This is a genomic window from Kitasatospora sp. NPDC093806 (assembly GCF_040683335.1).
Classification (GTDB): Bacteria; Actinomycetota; Actinomycetes; order Streptomycetales; family Streptomycetaceae; genus Kitasatospora.
In genome coordinates, this window is the sequence record NZ_JBFBDO010000004.1 from 83,505 (window position 1) to 104,582 (window position 21,078).

Sequence of the window (21,078 nt, forward strand, 5' to 3'; positions counted from 1 at the left end):
ACAGGATCTTCGGATCAGTCCAGGTAGTCGCGCAGGACCTGCGAACGCGACGGGTGACGCAGCTTGGACATGGTCTTCGACTCGATCTGGCGGATGCGCTCACGGGTGACCCCGTACACCTTGCCGATCTCGTCCAGCGTCTTCGGCTGACCGTCGGTCAGACCGAAGCGCATCGACACCACGCCCGCCTCGCGCTCGGACAGGGTGTCCAGCACCGAGTGCAGCTGCTCCTGGAGCAGGGTGAAGGAGACCGCGTCGGCCGGGACGACCGCCTCGGAGTCCTCGATCAGGTCACCGAACTCGCTGTCGCCGTCCTCACCCAGGGGGGTGTGCAGCGAGATGGGCTCGCGACCGTACTTCTGGACCTCGATGACCTTCTCCGGGGTCATGTCGAGTTCCTTGGCCAGCTCCTCCGGGGTGGGCTCGCGGCCCAGGTCCTGGAGCATCTGGCGCTGGACGCGGGCCAGCTTGTTGATGACCTCGACCATGTGCACCGGGATACGGATGGTGCGGGCCTGGTCGGCCATCGCGCGGGTGATCGCCTGGCGGATCCACCAGGTGGCGTAGGTGGAGAACTTGTAGCCCTTGGTGTAGTCGAACTTCTCGACCGCACGGATCAGACCGAGGTTGCCCTCCTGGATCAGGTCCAGGAAGAGCATGCCGCGACCGGTGTAGCGCTTGGCCAGCGAGACCACGAGACGGAGGTTGGCCTCCAGCAGGTGGTTCTTGGCCCGGCGGCCGTCCTCGGCGATGATCTCCAGCTCGCGCTTGAGCTTGGGGGCGAGCTTGTCGGCAGCCGAGAGCTTGTCCTCGGCGAACAGGCCGGCCTCGATCCGCTTGGCGAGCTCGACCTCCTGCTCGGCGTTGAGCAGCGGGACCTTGCCGATCTGCTTCAGGTAGTCCTTGACCGGGTCGGCGGTGGCACCGGCGACCGCGACCTGCTGGGCCGGCGCGTCGTCCTCGTCGTCGTCGGAGAGCACGAAGCCCTGCGACTCCTCCTCGGGCTCCGCCTCCTCACCCGGCTTGTCACCGGGCAGCGCGACCTCCTCGAGCAGCTCCTCCTCGCCGATGAGCTCCTCGTCGCCCTTGCCCGCCTTGGCGGCGGTGGTCTTCTTGGCGGCGGTCTTCTTGGCCGGGGCGGCGGCCTTCTTGGCGACGGCCTTCTTGGCGACGGCCTTCTTCGCCGGAGCCGCCTTCACCTCGCCGAGGACCGTGGTCGTCGGCTCGGCGGTGATGTCGGCGGACACGGTGCTGACCGGCGCGGCGGCGGCCGCGACCGTCGGGGTGGAGACGGGCGCGCCGGGCGCGATGCGCACGGGCGGCTTGGTCGGGGCCGACGGAGCGGCCGGGGTCCGGGTGGTGACCGCCTTGGTGGCGGTGCGCTTGGCGGGGCTCTTGGCAGCAACGCTCTTGCGCTTGGCGCCGGCCGGTTCGGCCGCGCTGACCATGAGGTCCACCCCCTCCTCAATCAGCACCTGGTTGAGGCTGCGCATGACGTTCTTCCACTTGGTGACCGGGATCTGGTCCGCCTCGAACGCCTGGCGTACGTCGTCACCGGCGATCTGCCCCTGGGCCTTGCCCCGCTCGATGAGCGCCAGCAGAGCCGCGGACTCGGCGATCTCGGGGGGAAGTGAACGGGATGTGCTGGCCGACACGAACAACCTCTCGGACGATGAGTGGACTCGAACCCGTACCGGCCGCCCGAGCGGGCGGGGAAGGAAAACGCGCGTCGGGCACGCGGTGTCGATTCCGACCGACTCGGGTTTGAGGACTGGGTTTGCAGGACGGCAGCAGCGCCGCGGACCAACACAGCATTTTGCAGTGTCGGGGTATTCCGGAGCTGCCCCCGCTCAGGAGACATCGCTGCTACTCGTCAAGTGTTACGCATGGCCTTCGTGTCGCGGGTCACACCGTTCGGCGCCCGCGGCCCGGGGCCGACTTCCATCATCCCCCACTCGCGCCGAAGTTGTTCACCATGGACACGACAGCGAGCCTTCCGGTGCGGCCCGGGTGGCACCCCGGTGGTGCTCCGACCGCGCTCCGGACGTGCTCCGGCGGCGGTCCCGCCGGCGCTCCGGCGGTGCTCCGGACGTGCTCCGGCGGCATACAGAGGCCCTCCGGCTGCGCGCTGGCGGCAGCCGGAGGGCCGGTGGTCGCGGGGTCTTCGGGGTCGCGGGGCCGTCGAGGTCTCCGCGCTCGCGGGGGCGTCGGGGCCGGTCGTCCGGGATGGTGAGCCCGGAGCGGGCGACAGGGTGCCCGGTCGCCGAACGGGGCCCTCAGTGCTCCCGGGGCGCCGGGACCGACGGCTCAATCTCGGGGTGGACGGTGAGCACCGCCCGCATCGTGCTCTCGGCGGCGGTGCCGTCGCCGGCGCCGAGCGCGTCCACCAGCCGGGCGTGCAGGCCGACCGAGGACTCCGAGGGCCGCTCGCAGGAGGTGGCCGGGCCGCCCGAGACCTGGAGCGCGCAGGCGACGATCCCGGAGAGGTGCTCCAGCATCCGGTTGCCCGCCAGCTGCAGGATCAGCCCGTGCAGCTCGGCGTCGGCCCGGGCGAAGGTGCCGAGGTCCGCCTGGGCGGAGGCGTGGCCCATGATCTCGATCAGCTCGGCCAGGCGCTGCTGGACGTCCTCCCGGCCGTGACCGGCGGCCAGCCGGGAGGCCAGCGGCTCGATCGCCCAGCGGAGCTCGAACAGCTCCCGGCGCTGCTCGTCCCGCTGCGGGCCGAAGGCGCGCCACTCGATGATGTCCGGGTCGAGCAGGTTCCAGTCGCTGACCGGACGGACCCGGGTGCCGACGTTCGGCCGGGCGCTGACCAGGCCCTTGGCCTCCAGCACACGGAGCGACTCGCGGACGACGGTGCGGGAGACCTCGAACCGCTGGCCGATCTCCTCGGGGACGAGCGGCCGGTCGGCGCCGAGGTCGCCGGAGACGATCATCTGGCCGAGCTGCTGGACGAGCTGGCCGTGCAGGCCGCGGCCGCGGCTGCTGGTGGTCTTGCGGCCGACCCGGGCGAGGTCCGACTCGGCGCCCTCCCAGCGGGGCGGCGGCGGGGTCGGCCGGTCGGCGTAGGAGAAGCGGTCCAGGTCGACGGGGCCGTGGATGGCCCCGTCGGCGGAACGGGCAGGGGTCATGGTGGGGTGCGCAAGGGTACTCACAGGTCCTTTGTCGGCGATCGGCGGGCACAGCTTGAGAATTCTCGTGAAAAGCACACGAAAGGGTGATCGGCCGTGACTGGATAATTGACTTCTTTTCAGGATGAACCGCGCATTACGGTCACCAGTGGTCGATCTTGACGAACCGTCCGGACCTCAGAGCGCCCGGCGCCGCACCTGGACCACCAGGGTGACCAGCAGCAACACGAACGCGGGCGCCGTCACGGCGGCCAGCAGCGCCGGATCGGTCAGCGCCGAACCGCTCACCGCAAGCCGACGGTCCCCGCCGTACACCCATCCGTACGCCCATTCGATCCCGGACTGGAACGGCAGCAGTTCCGCCGCCCGGGTCGGCCAGGCCGTCCCGGTCTCGCGCAGCAACAGCGCCACCCCGGACTCCAGCAGCGGCGGCAGCGCGCAGAGCAGCAGCACCCCGGCGGCGGCGCTCCGGGTCAGCGCGGCGGTCAGCACCCCGGTCCAGGCGGCCACCACCACCAGCAGGACGAAGGCCAGCAGCGCGGCCGGCGCCCCGTGCCCGGCCGCCAGCGCCACCGGGGCCAGCGCCCCCGGCAGCTCGCCGAGCCCGCCCAGACCGGCCGCGGCCAACCCGTCCGCCACCTGCCCGGACAGCGCCGCCGGGTCCGACCAGGCCCGCACCGTCACCCCCGCCGGCAGCGCCAGGTGCACGGCCACCGCGTCGACCAGCAGCGTCACCAGCGCCAGCAGCGCCGCCGCGGCACCGGTCACCACCAGCTTGGCCGCCAGCAGCCGCACCCGGCGCAGGTAGGAGGTCTGCGAGGCCGCCAGCCCCGGATGCCGCACCTCGTGCCCGTACGACAGCGCGCCCAGCACGCCGGCCCCGAGCGCCGCGAACGGCAGCGGCACCAGCGGCACCGCCGCCGTCAGCAGCCGCACCGCCGCCGCGCTGCCCAGCGGCCCGCCGGCCACCTGCCCGGCCAGCACGGCGGCCACCGCCGCGTCACAGAGCAGCACGACACCCAGCAGCAGCCAGGTCGAACGCAGGCCGCGCACCCGGCGCAGCTCATAGGCCAGAACACGCACGCTTCACTCGCTCCGCAGGTCGGAAGGGTCAGGAAGGTCGGAATGGTCTGAGGTGACGGGGGCCACCGCACCACCCCGGCCCTGCCCCACCGGCCCGGTCGGTGTGGTCGGTGTGGACCGGGCGGACGGCCCGTGTGCCGCCCGCCCCGGCCGCAGCACGGCGGGCAGCCCCGCCCCCGGCGGCACCCACTCCCACCCCGGCGTCCGCTCCGGCGTCCGCTCCGGCTCCCCGGCCGGAGCGGGCTCGGCCCCCTCCCGCTCCCCCGGGTGAGCGAGGCGGCCCAGCCGGATGGTGTCGTCGGTCAGCAGGTCGGCGGCCGCAGCGGGCCGGTCCTCCCCGGGCTCGGCCAACGGGGCCTCGGCCGACCGGGCCAGGTCGGTCAGGCCGTCCCGGAAGAGCCGGTCCACCGCGACCACCGGCGAGGCCTCCTCCTCCGGCTGCGCACTCTCCGGCTGCCCCGCCCCGGGCACGGCATCCTCCGGCGTCCCGCTCTCCGCCGCCCCGCTCCCCGGCTTCCCGTCGGCGGTCTCCGCCGGGGCGCCCCCGCCGGCCGCGCGGCGGGCGGCGGTCCGGGCAGCGGGCCGGGAGGTGAGCGCCGACAGCGCGGTCGCGGCCGAGAGCCCGCCCGGCACGGCGACCGGGACAGCGACCGGGACTGCGGCGACCGGAAGGGCGAGGGTGGGCGCGGGCGCATGGTCGTGGTCATCGGCGACCGGCTGCTCCACCGGCGCCGGTCGCTCCGCCGTCTGCGGAGCCGGCACCGACAGCGGCGCCGCCTTCGCCACCGGCATCGCGACGGTCCGGTCGGCCGGTCGCTCCGCCGTTCCTCCTGCCGCGTCCGCCACATCCACCACAGCCGCCGCGTCCGCCGACGCCCGTCCGTCCGCCTTCCCCACCGGGTGGTCAGGGCGCGCCGGAGGAGCCGGGCGGGGCGGACGGACCGGTTCGGGCCCGGCCTGCACCTGGAGGTTCCCGGTACGGCCGGAGCCGACCGGCAGGGTGGCCCGGGGTGCGGGCTGCTCGACGACCCGGTCGGCGAGCTCGTGCAGCAGGATGCCGTGCCGGTAGGCGAGTTCGCCGATCTCGGTCCGGCCGATCCCCGCCACCGCGAGACCGGCCCCGCCGTCCCGGCGGACCTGCGCGCCCTGTCCGACGAGCAGATCGGCGAGCCGGGCCATCTGCGGTCCCCGCACCGCGACCTCCGGGCTGATCCGGGTGCGCCGGAACTCCGTCACCGGCTGATCGGCCACCAGCCGGCCCTGGTCGAGGGTGACCACGCGGTCGGCGAGCCGGGCGGCCTCCTGCGGGCTGCGGGTGGTGACCAGGACCGTCCCCCCGGCCACGCCGAAGGAGCGCAGGAAGGAGTGGAACCACTCCACGTTGCGCGGCGAGAGCCCCTCGGTGGGCGCGTCCAGGAGCAGGGTGCCAGGGTCGCCGAGCAGCGCGGCGGCGAGCGCCAGCCGACGGTGCATGCCGGGCGAGAAGGTGCGCAGCCGCTGGTCGGCGACGGCCGCGAGCCGGGTCTGCTCCAGGAGTTCGTCGGCCCGGCGGGCGGGCACCCCGACGGCGGCGGCCAGCATCCTGAGGTGTCCGTGGGCCTTCCGGCCGGGGTGCCCGGCGGTGTCCGCCGCCCCGGTCGCGCCGCCCGGGCCGGGCAGCACCACGCCGACCTCGCGCTCGGGCCGCCGCAGCCGTCGGTAGGTGCGGCCGTCGAAGAGGGTGACGCCGTGACCCCGTTCGAGTTCGAGCATCAACCGCAGCGCGGTGGACTTGCCCGCCTCCTCGGGGCCGAGCAGCGCCGTGACCATGCCGGGGCGGGCGTCGAAGGTCAGATCCAGCACCGCCGGTGGGGCGCCCCGGCGGTAGACCTTGGTCAGTCCGGTGATCTGGATCATCGCTGGCTGCTCCCATGCCCTCGGCCGACCTGGTCTGCGCGGCGCGGGGTCGTGCCCCGCACGGTTCCGCGCCAGCACATTAGGGGGCCGCACCGGCGATTTCGGGCATTACGGGAGCGGCGCGGGCCCGCCGGCCACACACCTCACCCGATCAGGGGACAATCCGATCCTGCGATCGAGCACGCCGAACACGCCGAGCACCACACTCGGCCCGGGAGCCCGGGAGCCCGGACGGGGCCGGATCGGGCTGGACGGGCCGGACCGGGCCGACGGCGGCTCAGGACTCCGGGCGCAGCATCGGCGGGTTGAGCACATTGGCCCCGCCGGAGGTGAACAGCTGGGCCGGCCGACCGCCCTGACGGGTCGTGGTGCCGCCCGAGGGGAGCAGGAAGCCCGGGGTGCCGGTGACCTTGCGGTGGAAGTTGCGCGGGTCCAGCACCACGCCCCAGACCGCCTCGTAGACCCGGCGCAGCTCGCCGACGGTGAACTCGGTCGCGCAGAAGGCCGTCGCCAGCGAGGAGTATTCGATCTTGGAGCGGGCGCGCTCCACCCCGTCGGCCAGGATCAGCCCGTGGTCGAAGGCGAGCGGGACGCCGTCGACCTGGTGGGGGCCGAGGAGTTCGGTGACGGGGGCCCAGCGGGCGCTGCTGGCGTCGCCGCCGGCGCGCGGGGTCGGCAGGTCGGGGGCGAGCACCAGGTACGCCACGCTGACCACCCGCATCCGGGGGTCGCGCTGGGGGTGGCCGTAGGTGGCGAGCTGTTCCAGGTGGGCTCCGGCGGTGCCGGGGCCGGCCGCGTCGTGGCCGGGGGCGGAGTAGGCGCGCAGGCCGGTCTCCTCGGCCAGCTCCCGGGAGGCCGCCTCGGCGAGGCCCTCGTCGGGGCGGACGAAGCCCCCGGGGAGCGCCCAGTAGCCCTGGTAGGGCGGCTCGCCCCGCCGGACGATCAGGGCGCAGAGCGCGTGCTCGCGCACCGTCAGAACGACCAGGTCGACCGTGACAGCGAACGGGGGGAAGGCCGACGGGTCATAACGCGACATGGCGACGATCATAGTCGTCTCTCTGACGATAAGCACAGGCCCGCGTACGGACCGTGCTCCGCGCACCCACCGCCGGGGCGGGCCGGGGGCGTCCGGCCCGCGCGCCGGGCGGTGGCGGCGGCGTCAGCGGGCCACCAGCTGCAATTCCGTGGACGCCTCCTCGACCATCGCCACGCCGATCCGGCTGACCCGCACCGAGAACGGCTCGCCCGCGACCCGCAGCCCGGTCAGCTCCAGCTCGCCGAGCGGCGCGGTGCTGGCCGGGCGGACCAGCACCCGGCCGCCGGGGACGTCCGGCCGGACCCCGGCGAGCGCGAACACCGCGTGCGCGGCGCCGGCCGCCGAGACCGCCGCCGGTCGGCAGGCGCCCGGGTGCGGCACCGGCGGGCAGCCGGGCACCCGCTGCTCCCCCGCGTACATCTCGGGGAGCCGGCCCTCGAAGTGGGCGGCGGCGGCGAGCAGGCCCTCCAGCAGCGCCCCGGCCTCGTTCTCGTGGCCGGCCTCGGCCAGCCCGGCGATCGCCAGGGCGGTCTCGTGCACGCGCACCGCCCCGCCGCGGTGGCCCAGCGGGTTGAACCGGGGCGACTTGGCGCTGAGCGTGCGCAGCCCCCAGCCGCTGTCGAGTTCCGGCGCGGCCAGCCGCTGGGCGAGCAGCCTGGTCTGCTCGCGGTCCAGCAGGCTCTCGTGCCGGCCGCCGTCGGCGGAGAGCCCGGGGTCGAGGAGGTGGACCAGGGTGGCGGCCACGGCGGGCAGCGGCTGGCCGCCGGGCGCGAGACCGGCCGCCGGGCGGCCGCCGGAGAGGTCGTCCACCCAGAACCGGTCGCGGAACCGGCCCCGCAGCGCGGCCGCCCAGTCGCGCCACTCCTCGGCGCCGGTCCGGCCGAAGGCCGCCAGCAGGTCGGCGCCGTGCAGGGCGGCCCGGTGCGCCTGGGCCTGCACCTCAGCCCGCGCGGGCACGGGGTGCGCGGACCGCTCCTCGACCGGGCGGCTCAGGTCGGTGACGAAGCCGTCGACCAGGCCCTCGCGCAGCGCCGCGAGCGCGCGCTCGGCGACCGGGAGGAGTTCGGCGACCTCCGCCCGGGGCAGGCCCCAGCGCCAGGCCTCGGCCAGCACGGTGACGAACAGCAGCGTCGCCTCGGTGGCCGTGCAGGTGGGCGGCAGCTCGGGGCCGCCGTGGCGCAGCGCCCCGGGGAGCAGCCCCTCGGGGCGGCGGCCGCCCGGCCCGGGGGCGGTCGCCGGCTGCTGACGGCGGGCCAGGGCGCGCAGGGTGCCGGCGGCGAGCCGGGTGCCGAGCGGCAGGGTCAGCCGGGCCGCCCAGAGCGCGTCGGCCGGGGCAAGGCCGAACCGCCAGGGCGCGCCGGACGCCGGGTAGAGGTCGGTGGGCCGGTCCGGGTCGGCGAACAGCAGCCCGCCGAGGGCGTCCAGCGAGCGCGCCACCACCAGTGCCGCGCGGGGGTCGTCGCAGCGGACCTCGGGTTCCGCCCAGGGCAGCGGGACTCCGGTGCCGCGGCCGCCCGGTGGCCGCGGGCCGGGCACGGTGCTCTCCAGCTCGGTCCGCAGTTCGACCGACCAGCGGGCGCCGGGCTGGACCTCCAGGTCCCAGCGCAGCACGCCGGCGCCGGCCAGGACGGCGTGCGGCGAGGGCTGGGCGCTGACCGTGGCGCTGTGCGTGGGCCCGGCCCAGCGGAGCCCGGCGGACTGCACCTGGCCGGGCAGGTCGGGCGGCCGGTGGCCGGCGGCGATCTCGCCGACCGGGCCGAGGTCGGTGCCGAGCGCGATCTCCAGCGGGAGCCGGGCCGCGCGGCTGCCGGCGTTGCGCACCGTCACGGTCTCCACGCCGTCGGCGTGCCGCAGCCGCTCGACGGTGAGCGCGGGGTCGGGGTCGAGGTCTCCGGGGAGCCGGACGGCGCCGAGGAAGCGGGCCTGGGCCGCCGAGGTCAGGGTGCCCTGGAGCGGGAGCGGTTCGATCCCGCCGAGCCGCAGCTCCATCCGGGCCACCACCCGGACGCCGGAGCGGTAGAAGCCGTGCAGGCCGTGTCCGCGCAGCTGGCCGTCGGGACCGGAGGCGGCCATCGCCGGTGCGTTGACACAGAGCACCGCGTGGTGGACGGCGGCCGGCTGCGGGCGCGGCGGCGCGGGCCGGGCCGGGCCGCCGGGCCCGGCCGGCTGGACCTGGTCCGGTCGGCCGGCCGGTCGCGGCGCGCCGACGACGCTCTCGGCCGGCATGGCCTGTGGTGGCCTCATCGCGGTCACCGGACTCTCCTCCCCTCGGCGGCCCGGTGGCCGGGAGGGCCGGTGGGCCGCGAGCATTGCTCGATCGCGTGTTGGTGCCGGGCCGGCGGACGCCCCCGCCGGCCGGTGTGCCGTGTCTGGCCGTACCCGGTGCCGGGCCGTGCCATGCGGCGCTCGGTACCGAGTCGGTACCGGCTCCGCGTCGTTCGCTCCCGGGCGTCCGGCGCGCGCCGGCCTCCGCCGTGCCGCCCGGCGCACCGTCAGGTCCGCCGTCTGCCGCCCGCCGTCAGACGTCCTCCGCCCGGCCACCGGTGTCGCCGGGCCCGGCCGGGCCCGGCTGCCCCGCGCGGGCCGCCCCGGGTGGCGGCTCCGGCCGGTGGCCCCGTTCCGCTCCGGCGTCCCGTGGCACCCCCGGCGGGGCCGGGTCGGGCCCGGGTCCGGGTCCGCGCCCGGGAGCGGTGGACGTCCGGGCGCAGGGCCCCCGGAGTGAACGCCGGAGACCGGCCACAGGTCACGCCCGCCGGATCGGCCGGGGTGCCCGGCCGGGGGTGCCGCGGGTCGTGGTGGACCCGCCGCGACTCCGGCCGGTGGTGCCCGCCGACCGCGTGGGCCGCCGGTGGGCGGTCACGGGCGGCGGCCGCCCCGGCGGCGCCAGGCCGCGGCCAGGATACGGTGCGGGGGTCGCGGCCCCGCCACCGGCAACCCCGGCCAGGAGCGGCGCGATCGCTGTGCCCAGCAGAGACCGAGGAGTTGTATGTCCACCGCCAGCCGGCTGCCCGGGATTGTCATCACCGACCACGTCTTCCAGCTGCCGCTCGATCACAGCGCCCCGGAGGGCGAGCTGATCGACGTGTACGCCCGCGAGGTGGTCGCCTCGAAGCGGGCCGAGGACACCGACCTGCCCTGGCTGCTCTTCCTGCAGGGCGGCCCGGGTGGCAAGGCCGGTCGCCCGGCCGGCCGGGACGGCTGGCTGGAGCGCGCGCTCGACGACTACCGGGTGCTCCTGCTCGACCAGCGCGGCACCGGGCGGTCCACCCCGGCGACCCGGCAGACGCTGGCGCGGCGGGGTGGCGCCAAGGAGCAGGCGGACTACCTGGCGCACTTCCGGGCCGACTCGATCGTCCGGGACGCCGAGCTGATCCGCCGCCGGCTGCTCGGCGACGACCACCGCTGGAGCGTGCTCGGCCAGAGCTTCGGCGGCTTCTGCACCCTCACCTACCTCTCGATCGCGCCCGAGGGGCTGGACCAGGCCTTCATCACCGGCGGCCTGGCCGGCCTGCGCAGCTCCGCCGACGACGTCTACCGAGCCGCCTACCCGCGGGTGGTCCGCAAGAACGAGGGCCACTACGAGCGCTTCCCGCAGGACGTCGCGGCGGTGCGGCGGATCGCCGCCCACCTCGCCGACGCCCCCGCCACCCTGCCCGACGGCGGGCGGCTCACCGTCGAGGCGTTCCAGGGACTCGGCATGCTGCTCGGCACCGGCAGCGGCTCCGGCACCCTGCACTACCTGCTGGAGGAGGCCTGGGTGGAGGGCGTGGCCGGCCCCGAGCTCTCCGACACCTTCCTGGCCGGCGTCCAGGCCCAGCTCTCCTTCGCGCAGGGCCCGCTCTACGCCGTCCTGCACGAGTCGATCTACGGCCAGCGCTCGGTGGACCCGGCCGGCACCGCCTGGTCGGCCGCGCGGCTGCGGGCGGAGTTCCCGGAGTTCGACGCCCGGGCCGCGCTGGAGTCGGACGCGCCGGTGCTGTTCACCGGGGAGATGATCTACCCCTGGCTGTTCGAGACCGACCCCGCGCTGCGTCCGCTGAAGGAGACCGCGGAGCTGCTCGCCGCCCGCACCGACTGGCCCGACCTGTACGACCCGGCGCGGCTCGCCGCCAACGAGGTGCCGGTGGTGGCGGCGGTCTACCACGACGACATGTACGTCGACACCGCCGATTCGCTGGAGACCGCGCGGGCCGTACGGGGGCTGCGGGCCTGGGTCACCAACGAGTGGGAGCACGACGGTCTCCGGGTCAGCGGGGGCAAGGTGCTCGACCGGCTGATCGCGATGGCCCGCGGCGAGGTGTAGTACTCCGACGCCCCCGGCCGCCGGACGGACCGGGCCGCCCGGCCGGTGCCACGCCGGCCGCCCGCTGGGGCGGTCGACGTGACACCCGGCCGTGGCCACGGCGTCGCCGCGGAGGTCAGCGCGCATGCCGCTCCCCGGCCGCCGCCCGGCGGACCTCCCGGCACCGGCCCCGGCGCGCGGCGGCCGGGGAGGGCGCCGCCCAGGGCGACGGCCGCCCGAGCCGCACCCGGCGCCCGGGGTGCGGCCGGTCCACCGGACCGCACCCCGCGGACCGTCGCCCCGCCGCCGGCTCGCGGCCGGGGTGGTGGCCGAGGTGGTGGCCGGCCACCGGGGCCGGACCCGGCTCGGCGGGGCCTCGGCGCGCCCCGCGCTGCTCGGGCGGCCCGGGCGGCGCCCCGGCCGGGTGCTCGGGGCCCACGGGCGTGTCGGCTGCCCGCCCCGGGCAGGTCCCGGTGGACGGCGCCGATCCGTCGACCGGTCCCGGGCGGCCGCGCCGACGCCCTCGGCGGCGCCGCGACTTCGCCGGAGCCGCGCCGTCCGGCCCGGCACCCCCACGGGGCCGCTCCGGCTCCACCGGCCCGTCCGGCCGGTCCGGCCCGCCGCTGCCGGGCCCGCTGTCCGCCGCTCCGCTGTCCGCCACCGCCGTGTCCGCCGCCCCGGCACCGCCACCCGGGACCGCCTCCGGGGGCCCCGCCGCCCCCTCGGCCGCCGCCCGCTCCCGCTCGGTGCGGCGGCAGCGCTCCGCCTCCACGCTCGCCAGCAGCGTCTCCGGCGCGAAACCGCCGTTCAGCGACTCGTAGAGCAGCTGGGCCAGCAGGTAGGAGGGGTGACGCCGGAGCGTGTGCCCGAGCACCACCCGCGCCGTGGCGGTGTCCCCCGCGACCCAGCAGATCCAGGCCAGCAGGGTGAGCGGCGGCGCGGCGAGCCGCTCGTGCGGCGCCACGCAGCGGGTGGCGAGGAACCGCCAGAGCCGCTGGACGGCGGCGAGCTCGTCCGGCCGGGCGTACTCGGCCGCGCGGTCCCGGATGAGCCGGTCCTGGAGCGCCAGCAGCAGCCGCGCCGTCCGGTCCTCATCGAGCGCGGTGGCACCGGCCAGGAACTCGGCCACGACCCGGTCGAGCAGCTCCGCGCTCTCCCGCCGGGTGAGCGACAGCCGCCGCCCCGCCGCCCCGGACCCGGCCCGCAGGAGCGCCGCCCGCAGGGCGTCCGCCGCGGGCGGGCCGACCGGGGCCAGCCCGGCCAGGATCTCCTTGCGGCTGCCGCGCGGCACCAGGCCGGCGACGGTCGCCGCCACCGCCACCGGGCCGGGCCCGGGTGAGTGGCGGATCGGGTGCCCCGCCGGATCGCAGCACCCCTCCCGCGTGCAGAGGAAGGACCACCAGCGGCCGGCCGAGACGCAGAGCGACTCCTTGACCCGCACGCCACGGCTCGCGAACGCCCGGTGCAACCGATCGGCGAGCGGCCGCAGGCGCTCCGCCACCGGCGGGCCGTGCTCCCGGCCGGGGTCCTGACAGAGATAGAGGAGGACCTGGACCGGCCGCTCGTCCTGCCGCTCGGAGAGCCGGACGAGGAGGGCGGCCGTCTCCTCGGCGGCGGCCGGCCACTCCTCGGCCGACTCCGGGATGTCCAGCCGGATCACCCCGCCCTGGTGGAGGCCGGGCGGCTGGAGGCCGACCGCGACGATGCTGTCGTCGGGGAAGAAGCCGAGCAGGTAGGGCAGCAGCTCGGCCATGTCGGCCGGGCCCCGCATGGTGATCGGACGGCCGCCGGGGCCCTCCGCGAAGGGAAGCGCGATGTGTTCGTTGTGCATGGCCGGAAGGCTGCCGCCGATTCCCCGCCGCCCCGGAATCTTCTTTTTTTTCTGTGGATAAACCCGGCCTGTGAATAACTCCTCCCTCGTTCGGCCTAGCGCCGAGTCACTCCCCCGGGGGAATTTTGACCGCCGTTCAGCAGAAGAGCGGATGAAATGCCTCCACCCTTCGCCCGCTCCTCACCCACCGCCGTTCGCCCGTTGTCGGCCCCTCGGGGTTACATGGACGCCATGCAGCAGCCGAAGACCCACACCACCGCCACCGCCGACCGCGCCGAGGTCCGGGCGCGGGCCGAGGCCGTCCTGCGCGAGCTGGCCGGCCCCGGCGCCACGCTCCGCGAGGACCAGTGGACGGCCATCGAGGCCCTGGTCGTCGACCACCGCCGCGCCCTGGTGGTGCAGCGCACCGGCTGGGGCAAGTCCGCCGTCTACTTCATCGCCACCGCCCTGCTGCGGGCGCGCGGCGCCGGCCCCACGGTGATCGTCTCGCCCCTGCTCGCCCTGATGCGCAACCAGGTGGACTCGGCGGCCCGGGCCGGGATCCACGCCCGCACCATCAACTCCGCCAACACCGACGAGTGGGACGCCGTCCAGGCCGAGGTCGCGGCCGGCGCCGTGGACGTCCTGCTGGTCAGCCCGGAGCGGCTGAACAACCCGGACTTCCGCGACCACGTGCTCCCCAAGCTCGCCGCCTCCACCGGCCTGCTGGTGGTCGACGAGGCCCACTGCATCTCCGACTGGGGCCACGACTTCCGCCCCGACTACCGGCGGCTGCGCACCATGCTCGCCGAGCTCTCGCCGGGCGTCCCGGTCCTGGCCACCACCGCCACGGCCAACGCCCGGGTCACCGCCGACGTGGCCGAGCAGCTCGGCACGGGCACCGGGGACGAGCACGCGCTGGTGCTGCGCGGCCCGCTCGACCGCGAGAGCCTCACCCTCGGGGTGCTCGCCCTGCCCGACCCGGCGCACCGGCTGGCCTGGCTCGCCGACCACCTCGACCGGCTGCCCGGCTCCGGGATCGTCTACACCCTGACGGTCGCCGCCGCCGACGAGGTGACGGCCTTCCTGCGCGAGCGGGGCTTCGCGGTGGCCTCCTACTCGGGCCGCACCGAGGACGCCGAGCGCCGCACCGCCGAGGCCGACCTGCTGGCCAACCGGGTCAAGGCGCTGGTCGCCACCTCCGCCCTGGGCATGGGCTTCGACAAGCCCGACCTCGGTTTCGTGGTGCACCTCGGCTCGCCCAGCTCCCCGATCGCCTACTACCAGCAGGTCGGCCGGGCCGGGCGCGGGGTCGACCGGGCCGAGGTGCTGCTGCTGCCCGGCCGCGAGGACGAGGCGATCTGGCGCTACTTCGCCTCGCTGGCCTTCCCGCCCGAGGAGCAGGTCCGCCGGACGATCGACGCGCTCGCCGAGGCCGGCCGGCCGCTCTCCACCGCCGCCCTCGAACCCCGGGTGGACCTGCGCCGCGCCCGGCTGGAGACCATGCTCAAGGTCCTCGACGTGGACGGCGCCGTCCGGCGGGTCAAGGGCGGCTGGACGGCCACCGGGCAGAGCTGGGCGTACGACACCGCCCGCTACGCCAAGGTGGCCGCCTCCCGGGAGGCCGAGCAGCGGGCGATGCGCGAGTACGCGGCGGCGACCGGCTGCCGGATGGAGTTCCTGCGCCGCCAGCTGGACGACGAGCAGGCGGTGCCCTGCGGCCGGTGCGACAACTGCGCCGGGCCGCTGCACGGCCCGGAGGTCTCGGCGGAGGCCCTGGACGCGGCCCGGGCCGCGCTCGGCCGGCCGGGCGTCGGCTTCGAGCCGCGCCGGCTCTGGCCCACCAGGATGGACTCCCTGGGCATCCCGCTCAAGGGCCGCATCCCGGCCGGCGAGCAGGCCGAGACCGGCCGGGCGCTCGGCCGACTCTCGGACATCGGCTGGGGCAACCGGCTGCGGACCCTGCTCGCCGACCAAGCCCCGGACGGGCCCGTCCCCGGCGAGGCGGTGGACGCCCTGGTCACCGTGCTGGCCGACTGGGCGCGCGGCCCCGGCGGCTGGGCCGGGCCGGCGGCGGCCGACGGCACCCGGCTGGACCGGCCGGTCGGCGTGGTGACGATGGCCTCGTCCGCCAGGCCGCAGCTGGTCGGCAGCCTCGGCGCCCGGATCGCCGAGGTCGGGCGGCTGCCGCTGCTCGGGCGGATCGAGTACGCGACCGGGCAGCCGCCGCACGGGTCGCGCAGCAACAGCGCCCAGCGGCTGAACTCGGTGGCGGGCGCGCTTGTCCTGCCGCCCGAGCTGGCGGCGGCGGTGGCGGCCGCGAACGGGCCGGTGCTGCTGGTGGACGACCTGGTCGACTCCGGGTGGACGGTCACCGTGGCCGCCCGGCTGCTGCGCAAGGCCGGGGCGAGCGCGGTGCTGCCGCTGGTGCTGGCCGTCCAGGGCTGACACCGGGCGCGGGCCCGGCGGGCGGCCGGACCGATCCGCGCCGCTCGATCGGGGTAGGCGAGGACGTACCGGACGACACAGGGAGACGACGCGGGGAAAGGAGGGGCGGAGTTGGCCGAGACGCTTCGGAGCGCTCTTCGGGTAGGCCGGATCACGATCCGGCGACACCTGACTGGCGTTCGCGCGACGGTGGAATATATCCGGCAGAACGTTGGCTTTCGGGCGGCGTTCATCATTTCATCGTTGCCGCTCCACCCCTTCTGCCCTGAGAATTGGACCGTACCCGGAGCCAGGTCCCATGGACCAGTCCTTCGGCGTACGCAGGCACCCGCGCGCCGCCCGTGGGTCGGGAAGGAGGATCGTGATCAACGGCATCGACCGAGGTCAGTATCCCCTCGCCCGGAGTTCGTCGCCCAGACGGGTGCTCGACCTGGAGACCTGGGCCACCTCGGAGATCCCGCTGCTCCGCGATCCGCGCGAGTTCGTGCTGGAGCTGCACCAGCGCCACCTGCCCCAGCCCGGCACGGTCGTGGTGGCCGTCCTGGACGCCCTGCACCGGGTGACCGCCTCGGCCTCGTTCACCCCCTGGCCGCACGACGAGGACGGCTGGCAGCACCGCAACGCGCTGCTCACCCACCTGCGCCAGGTCACCCCGCACGACCTGCGCCTGCCCGCCCCGACCCGGACGGCCGTGCTGCTGCGCTGCCGGGAGGGCGCGGCCGGCTGGACGGAGCAGGACGGTGCCTGGATGTGGGCGCTCCAGGACGCGGCCTCCCTGCACGGACTGCGCTGCGGGGCGTACGTCGCGCTGACCCCGGCCGGCTGGCAGATCCTCGGCGACGGGCGGAGCGGCCGCAATCCGCACTCGGGTTCGTGGGCGGAAGGGCCGGTCCACACCGTGACGGAGCTGCCGCCGCGCTCGGCGCTGGACGCCACGCGCGGCCAGCGGCAGCTGCGGCAGGCACCCGAGCGGCCGTGGGCACCCGCCCGGGTCGCCGCGATCGAACCGGCCCGGCGCACCGGCACCCGCTGACCGGTCGGCCGCCCGTCCGCGGTCCGTGACGGCGGACGGGCGGGCCCGGGCCATGGCCCGGACGCGCCCCGACCACGACACCCGACAGCGATGCCCGGCACCGAAACCCGGCACCGAAACCCGACAACGACAGCCCGCAGCAACGACACCCGGCGGCGACACGGCACCGGCAACGCCGAGGCCCGGCACCAAGGGGTACCGGGCCAGGCGTTCCGCAGGTCTCGGAGACCGTCCTCGGGTCTCGGATCCGTCCGTGGGTCTCAGGCGGGCAGCCGTTCGGCGGCCGGTGCACCGGCCGTGGTGACGGACGCCCCGACGGCGGCCGGCACCGGGCCGCCGCAGACCACCAGCAGCGCCTCGGCGCGCTGGAGCGCCCCGGCGTAGGCCGCCGCGGCCCGGTCGGCCGAGCCGTCGTTGACCACCAGCACGACCACCGGTCGGCGGGCGGGCCGGGTCAGCGCGGCGTCGGCGTAGAACACGTCACTGCCCTCGGCGAGCTGCGCCCAGTAGCGCTCCTCGCCGAAGGAGAGCTCGTGCTGCTGCCACGGGTGGGCGGCGCCGACCGTCAGCACCAGGACGGTGCCGGGGTCGCGGCCCGCGTCCAGCAGCGCGTCGAGGGCCTCGTCGGCGCGGTCCAGCGCCTCCGCCGCGGTGGCCGGGACGTGCCGGACCTCGACCGGTGCCGGCCGCGGTGCCGGGCGCTGCGGGCCGGGCTTGGGGATCGGGTTCGGGCGCGGCGTCGGCCCCGGTCGGTCCGCACGCGTGGCCGCCGGACGCGGCGGCACCGGTCGCGGCGGCGCGGGACGCGGTCCCGGCACCTGGGCCGGCACGGCGGCGGCGGCCGACGGTACGACGGTGGTCGGGCCGGCGGTGGCCGACGTGCGGAGGGCTTGTGCGTCCGACTCGCGGGGGCTGGGAACGCCGGGGCCCGGGAGACTCTCGTTGATCTCCGGCTCCTCGGGGAAGACAGGCATACCCGGATATCTATCAAATGCCGGTCGGACGCGCACGGGCGCCCCACCCATCGGGCACCACCAACCTCACGGCCCCCTCCCGATATTTCCCGACGTAGCGTCAGAAACCGAGCGCCAACTGTTCGCCCACCGGCTCCGCCGAACCCGTTCCGCCGGGGCCGGGGATCGTCCGGACCCGCTTCAGGTGGCGCCACTGGGGCAGCCCGTCCAGATAGGACCAGGAGAGGCGGTGGTGCTCGGTCGGCCCGAACTCCTCCAGGGCCGCCCGGTGGACCGGGGACGGGTAGCCGGCGTTGTCGGCGAACCCGTACTCGGGGTGCGCTTCGCCGAGTTCGGCCATCAGGCCGTCGCGGTGGACCTTGGCGAGCACCGAGGCGGCAGCCACGCAGATGCACGACTGGTCGCCCTTGATCACCGTGCGCACCCGCCAGGGGCCGCCGAGGTAGTCGTGCTTGCCGTCGAGGATCACCGCGTCCGGCTCCACCGGCAGCGCCTCCAGGGCGCGGACGGCGGCCAGCCGCAGCGCGGCCGTCATGCCGAGCTCGTCGCACTCCAGCGCGGAGGCGTGACCGAGCGCGTACGCGGTGACCCAGTCGGAGAGCACGGGGGCGAGCGCCTGGCGGCGGAGCTCGGTGAGCAGCTTGGAGTCGGTCAGGCCCTCCGGCGGGCGGCGCAGCCCGGTGACGGCCGCGCCCACGGTGACCGGTCCGGCCCAGGCGCCGCGTCCGACCTCGTCGAGGCCGACCACGACCTTGGCGCCGGCCCGGCGGAGCGAGCGCTCGACGGAGTGCGTCGGCGGGACGATGGGCATGATGGGGTCCGTTCAGCTGGGCGGACTCCAGCCTAAGCCACCCCCGCACACCCCCGGCCCGGGCGGGCCTCAGCTCCGGATCAGCGGCACGAGCACCTCGTCGACCAGCTGATCGACGAACTCGGCACCGACCTGACGGCCACAGACCTTGATCCGGTACAGCAGCATCGCCGGCACCACGTCGGCGACCAGCGGGGTGGCCGCGCCGGGCCGGACGTCGCCCCGCTCGGCGCCCCGACGGAGGATGTCGAGGATCACCTCCTTGGTGGGCTCGATCATCCGCTGGGCGATGAAGCCCTTGAAGACCTCGGCCTGCTCGTGGTCCAGCTCGGCCATCAGCGCGTTCATCGCGCCGCCCGCGCGCGAGCGGACGACGGACACGAAACTCTCGACGAGGTACCGCAGTTCGTCACGGGCGGACCCGAGGTCCGGGGTGTCGGAGGGGCGTGGCAGAGTGGAGTCCAGGGCGTCGATGACCAGTTCGACCTTGGACGTCCAGCGCCGGTACAGCGCGGCCTTCCCGGTCCGCGCGGCGCCGGCGACCCCTTCCATCGTCAGCCGCGCGAATCCGCCGGAGGTGAGCTGATCGAGCGTCGCTTCGAAGATCGCCGCCTCCAGCTCCCTCCCGCGTCGCCGCACCGGCCGACTCAGGACCTCGGCCACGACCTGGACGGGACAGGCGCCCCGCCCCGCCTCGGCGGATTCGGTCGGCCGCTCGGCCGCCCTGCCGGCCGAACGCTCGACCGCCCTCCCGCCCGAGCGGTCCGCCGCCTGGTGCCGCACCAACTGATCCACTGTCACCAACCCTAAGGAACGCTTGCGTTCATAATCTCGCCAACGCTATCGTCCACAGTAGTGAACGATTCCGTTCCTTCATAGCCCGCAGGACGCCGACGGGCCCGTGCCGGACCCTGAGGTCCGCAGCACACGAAGCAATAGCCAGCAGGGGGCATCAACTTGGCTATCTCCGACACACTCAGCAAGAAATCTCCAGCGCAGGGCAGCCACGGCCGGAACAAGGGCATCACCCTGACCGTCATCGCCGCCACGCAGCTGATGGTGGTGCTCGACGCCACCATCGTGAACATCGCGCTGCCGCAGATCCGGGACGCGCTGGACTTCTCCACCACCAACCTGTCATGGGTGATCAACGCCTACACGCTGACCTTCGGCGGCCTGCTGCTGCTCGGCGGCCGCGCGGGCGACATCCTCGGCCGGCGCCGGGTCTTCATCGCCGGCACGCTGCTGTTCGGGCTGGCCTCGCTGCTCGGCGGCTTCGCCCAGGACGGCGGCATGCTGCTGGCCGCCCGCGCGCTCCAGGGCATCGGCGGCGCGATCTGTTCGCCGACGGCGTTCGCCCTGATCGCCACCAACTTCGACGAAGGACCCGAACGCAACAAGGCGTTCGGCGTCTTCTCCGCGGTGGCGGGCTCCGGTGCCGCGATCGGCCTGCTGGCCGGCGGTGTGCTCACCGAGTACCTCGACTGGCGCTGGGTGTTCTTCGTCAACGTGCCGATCGCCGTCCTGATCGCGATCGCCGCCCCGCGCTACATCGCCGAGTCGGACCGCCAGCAGGGCCGGTTCGACCTGCCCGGCGCGTTCACCTCGACGCTCGGCCTGGTCAGCCTGGTCTACGGCTTCATCCGCGCCGCCTCGGACGGCTGGAAGGACCCGCTGACCCTCGGCTCCTTCGCCGCCGGCGTGCTGCTGGTGGCCGCCTTCGTGGTGATCGAGACCCGGACCGCCCAGCCGATCACCCCGCTGAAGCTGTTCGCCGACCGGAACCGCACCGGCGGCCTGGTGATGATGCTCTGCCTGGCCGCGGCCATGTTCGGCATCTTCTTCTACATCACGCTCTTCGTGCAGGGGCCGCTGGACTACAGCCCGCTGAAGGCCGGTTTCGCCTTCCTGCCGATCAGCGCGTCGATCATCGTGGCCGCCCAGATCGCCTCCAGCCTGCAGATCAAGTACGGCCCGAAGCCGTTCATGGCGGGCGGCGCGCTGTTCGTCACCATCGGGCTCACCTGGCTGACCTTCATGGACGCGGACAGCGGCTACCTGGACGGGGTGCTCGGCCCCACGGTGGTCTTCGGCTTCGGCATGGGCCTGGTCTTCGTCCCGGTGATGCTGCTCGCCGTCGCGGGCGTCCCCGGGGACGAGACCGGCGCCGCCTCCGGCCTGCTCAACTCGATGCAGCAGATCGGCGGTTCGCTCGGCCTGTCCATCCTGACCACGGTGTTCGCGCACTACGCGACCGCCGAGGCCAAGATCCAGCTGCCCGGCTTCATGGCCACGGCCACGCCGGAGCAGAAGGCCTGGCTGATGGAGAAGCAGGAGTTCCCCAAGGGCACCGGCGCGGCCAACGAGGTGCTCGCGCAGGGCATCTCGCACGGCTTCATCGTGGGCGCGGTGCTGGCGGGCCTCGCCTTCCTGGTCGCCGCCCTCGTGGTCAAGGCCAAGGCCGCCGACCTCCCGTCGGAGTCCTCGGGCGTCGCGATGCACTGACCCCGGCGCCGCACCACCACGGCGCCGCAGCAACGCCGCAACGCATCACCGCGGCACCGCGGCACCGCA

14 protein-coding genes are annotated in these 21,078 nt (G+C 75.5%); 4 read left to right on the plus strand and 10 right to left on the minus strand.

Annotated elements, in window-relative coordinates:
• Positions 1-14: 14 nt before the first annotated feature.
• The 6 genes from AB0N76_RS04875 to AB0N76_RS04900 form a co-directional block, all read right to left on the minus strand.
• Positions 15-1,655 (minus strand): RNA polymerase sigma factor, encoded by a 1,641-nt coding sequence (locus AB0N76_RS04875; RefSeq protein WP_363553207.1) that lies wholly within the window; start codon positions 1,653-1,655, stop codon positions 15-17.
• 621 nt (positions 1,656-2,276) lie between these two features.
• The gene (locus tag AB0N76_RS04880) at positions 2,277-3,209 is read right to left on the minus strand and encodes a FadR/GntR family transcriptional regulator (protein WP_363553209.1); all 933 of its coding nucleotides are present in this window, start codon (positions 3,207-3,209) and stop codon (positions 2,277-2,279) included.
• 99 nt (positions 3,210-3,308) lie between these two features.
• The gene (locus tag AB0N76_RS04885) at positions 3,309-4,214 is read right to left on the minus strand and encodes a hypothetical protein (protein WP_363553211.1); all 906 of its coding nucleotides are present in this window, start codon (positions 4,212-4,214) and stop codon (positions 3,309-3,311) included.
• Between the two features lie 3 nt (positions 4,215-4,217).
• A complete protein-coding gene (locus AB0N76_RS04890) occupies positions 4,218-6,110 on the minus strand; it encodes an ATP-binding cassette domain-containing protein (RefSeq protein ID WP_363553213.1) in 1,893 nt (630 codons plus the stop codon).
• Between the two features lie 277 nt (positions 6,111-6,387).
• Positions 6,388-7,146: an NUDIX domain-containing protein gene (locus AB0N76_RS04895; RefSeq protein WP_363553215.1), complete on the minus strand. Its 759-nt coding sequence runs from the start codon at positions 7,144-7,146 to the stop codon at positions 6,388-6,390.
• Positions 7,147-7,269: 123 nt separating this feature from the next.
• Complete coding sequence (locus AB0N76_RS04900; protein WP_363553341.1) at positions 7,270-9,390, minus strand: glycogen debranching N-terminal domain-containing protein; 2,121 nt, start codon at positions 9,388-9,390, stop codon at positions 7,270-7,272.
• Between the two features lie 742 nt (positions 9,391-10,132).
• Here AB0N76_RS04900 and AB0N76_RS04905 point away from each other — a divergent pair.
• Positions 10,133-11,449 (plus strand): alpha/beta fold hydrolase, encoded by a 1,317-nt coding sequence (locus AB0N76_RS04905; protein WP_363553217.1) that lies wholly within the window; start codon positions 10,133-10,135, stop codon positions 11,447-11,449.
• A gap of 115 nt (positions 11,450-11,564) precedes the next feature.
• On the opposite strand, the gene AB0N76_RS04910 is transcribed toward AB0N76_RS04905, so the two are convergent.
• Positions 11,565-13,259 carry a DUF4192 domain-containing protein gene (locus tag AB0N76_RS04910; protein WP_363553219.1) on the minus strand — a complete coding sequence of 565 codons (1,695 nt, stop codon included), beginning with the start codon at positions 13,257-13,259 and terminating at the stop codon, positions 11,565-11,567.
• A gap of 231 nt (positions 13,260-13,490) precedes the next feature.
• On the opposite strand from AB0N76_RS04910, the gene AB0N76_RS04915 reads away from it, so the two are divergent.
• Positions 13,491-15,686, plus strand: a complete 2,196-nt coding sequence (locus tag AB0N76_RS04915; protein ID WP_363553221.1) for a RecQ family ATP-dependent DNA helicase — start codon at positions 13,491-13,493, stop codon at positions 15,684-15,686.
• A 361-nt stretch (positions 15,687-16,047) separates the two neighbouring features.
• Positions 16,048-16,719 carry a hypothetical protein gene (locus tag AB0N76_RS04920; RefSeq protein ID WP_363553223.1) on the plus strand — a complete coding sequence of 224 codons (672 nt, stop codon included), beginning with the start codon at positions 16,048-16,050 and terminating at the stop codon, positions 16,717-16,719.
• Positions 16,720-16,979: 260 nt separating this feature from the next.
• On the opposite strand, the gene AB0N76_RS04925 is transcribed toward AB0N76_RS04920, so the two are convergent.
• The 3 genes from AB0N76_RS04925 to AB0N76_RS04935 form a co-directional block, all read right to left on the minus strand.
• Complete coding sequence (locus AB0N76_RS04925) at positions 16,980-17,693, minus strand: hypothetical protein (protein WP_363553225.1); 714 nt, start codon at positions 17,691-17,693, stop codon at positions 16,980-16,982.
• A gap of 100 nt (positions 17,694-17,793) precedes the next feature.
• Entirely contained in the window at positions 17,794-18,504 is a 711-nt protein-coding gene (locus tag AB0N76_RS04930; protein ID WP_363553227.1) for a ribonuclease HII, read from the minus strand.
• 69 nt (positions 18,505-18,573) lie between these two features.
• On the minus strand, positions 18,574-19,167 hold the full coding sequence (locus tag AB0N76_RS04935; RefSeq protein WP_363553229.1) for a TetR/AcrR family transcriptional regulator: 594 nt from the start codon (positions 19,165-19,167) through the stop codon (positions 18,574-18,576).
• 300 nt (positions 19,168-19,467) lie between these two features.
• Between AB0N76_RS04935 and AB0N76_RS04940 the strand changes: the two genes are divergently transcribed.
• A complete protein-coding gene (locus tag AB0N76_RS04940) occupies positions 19,468-21,009 on the plus strand; it encodes an MFS transporter (protein WP_363553343.1) in 1,542 nt (513 codons plus the stop codon).
• Positions 21,010-21,078: the final 69 nt, after the last annotated feature.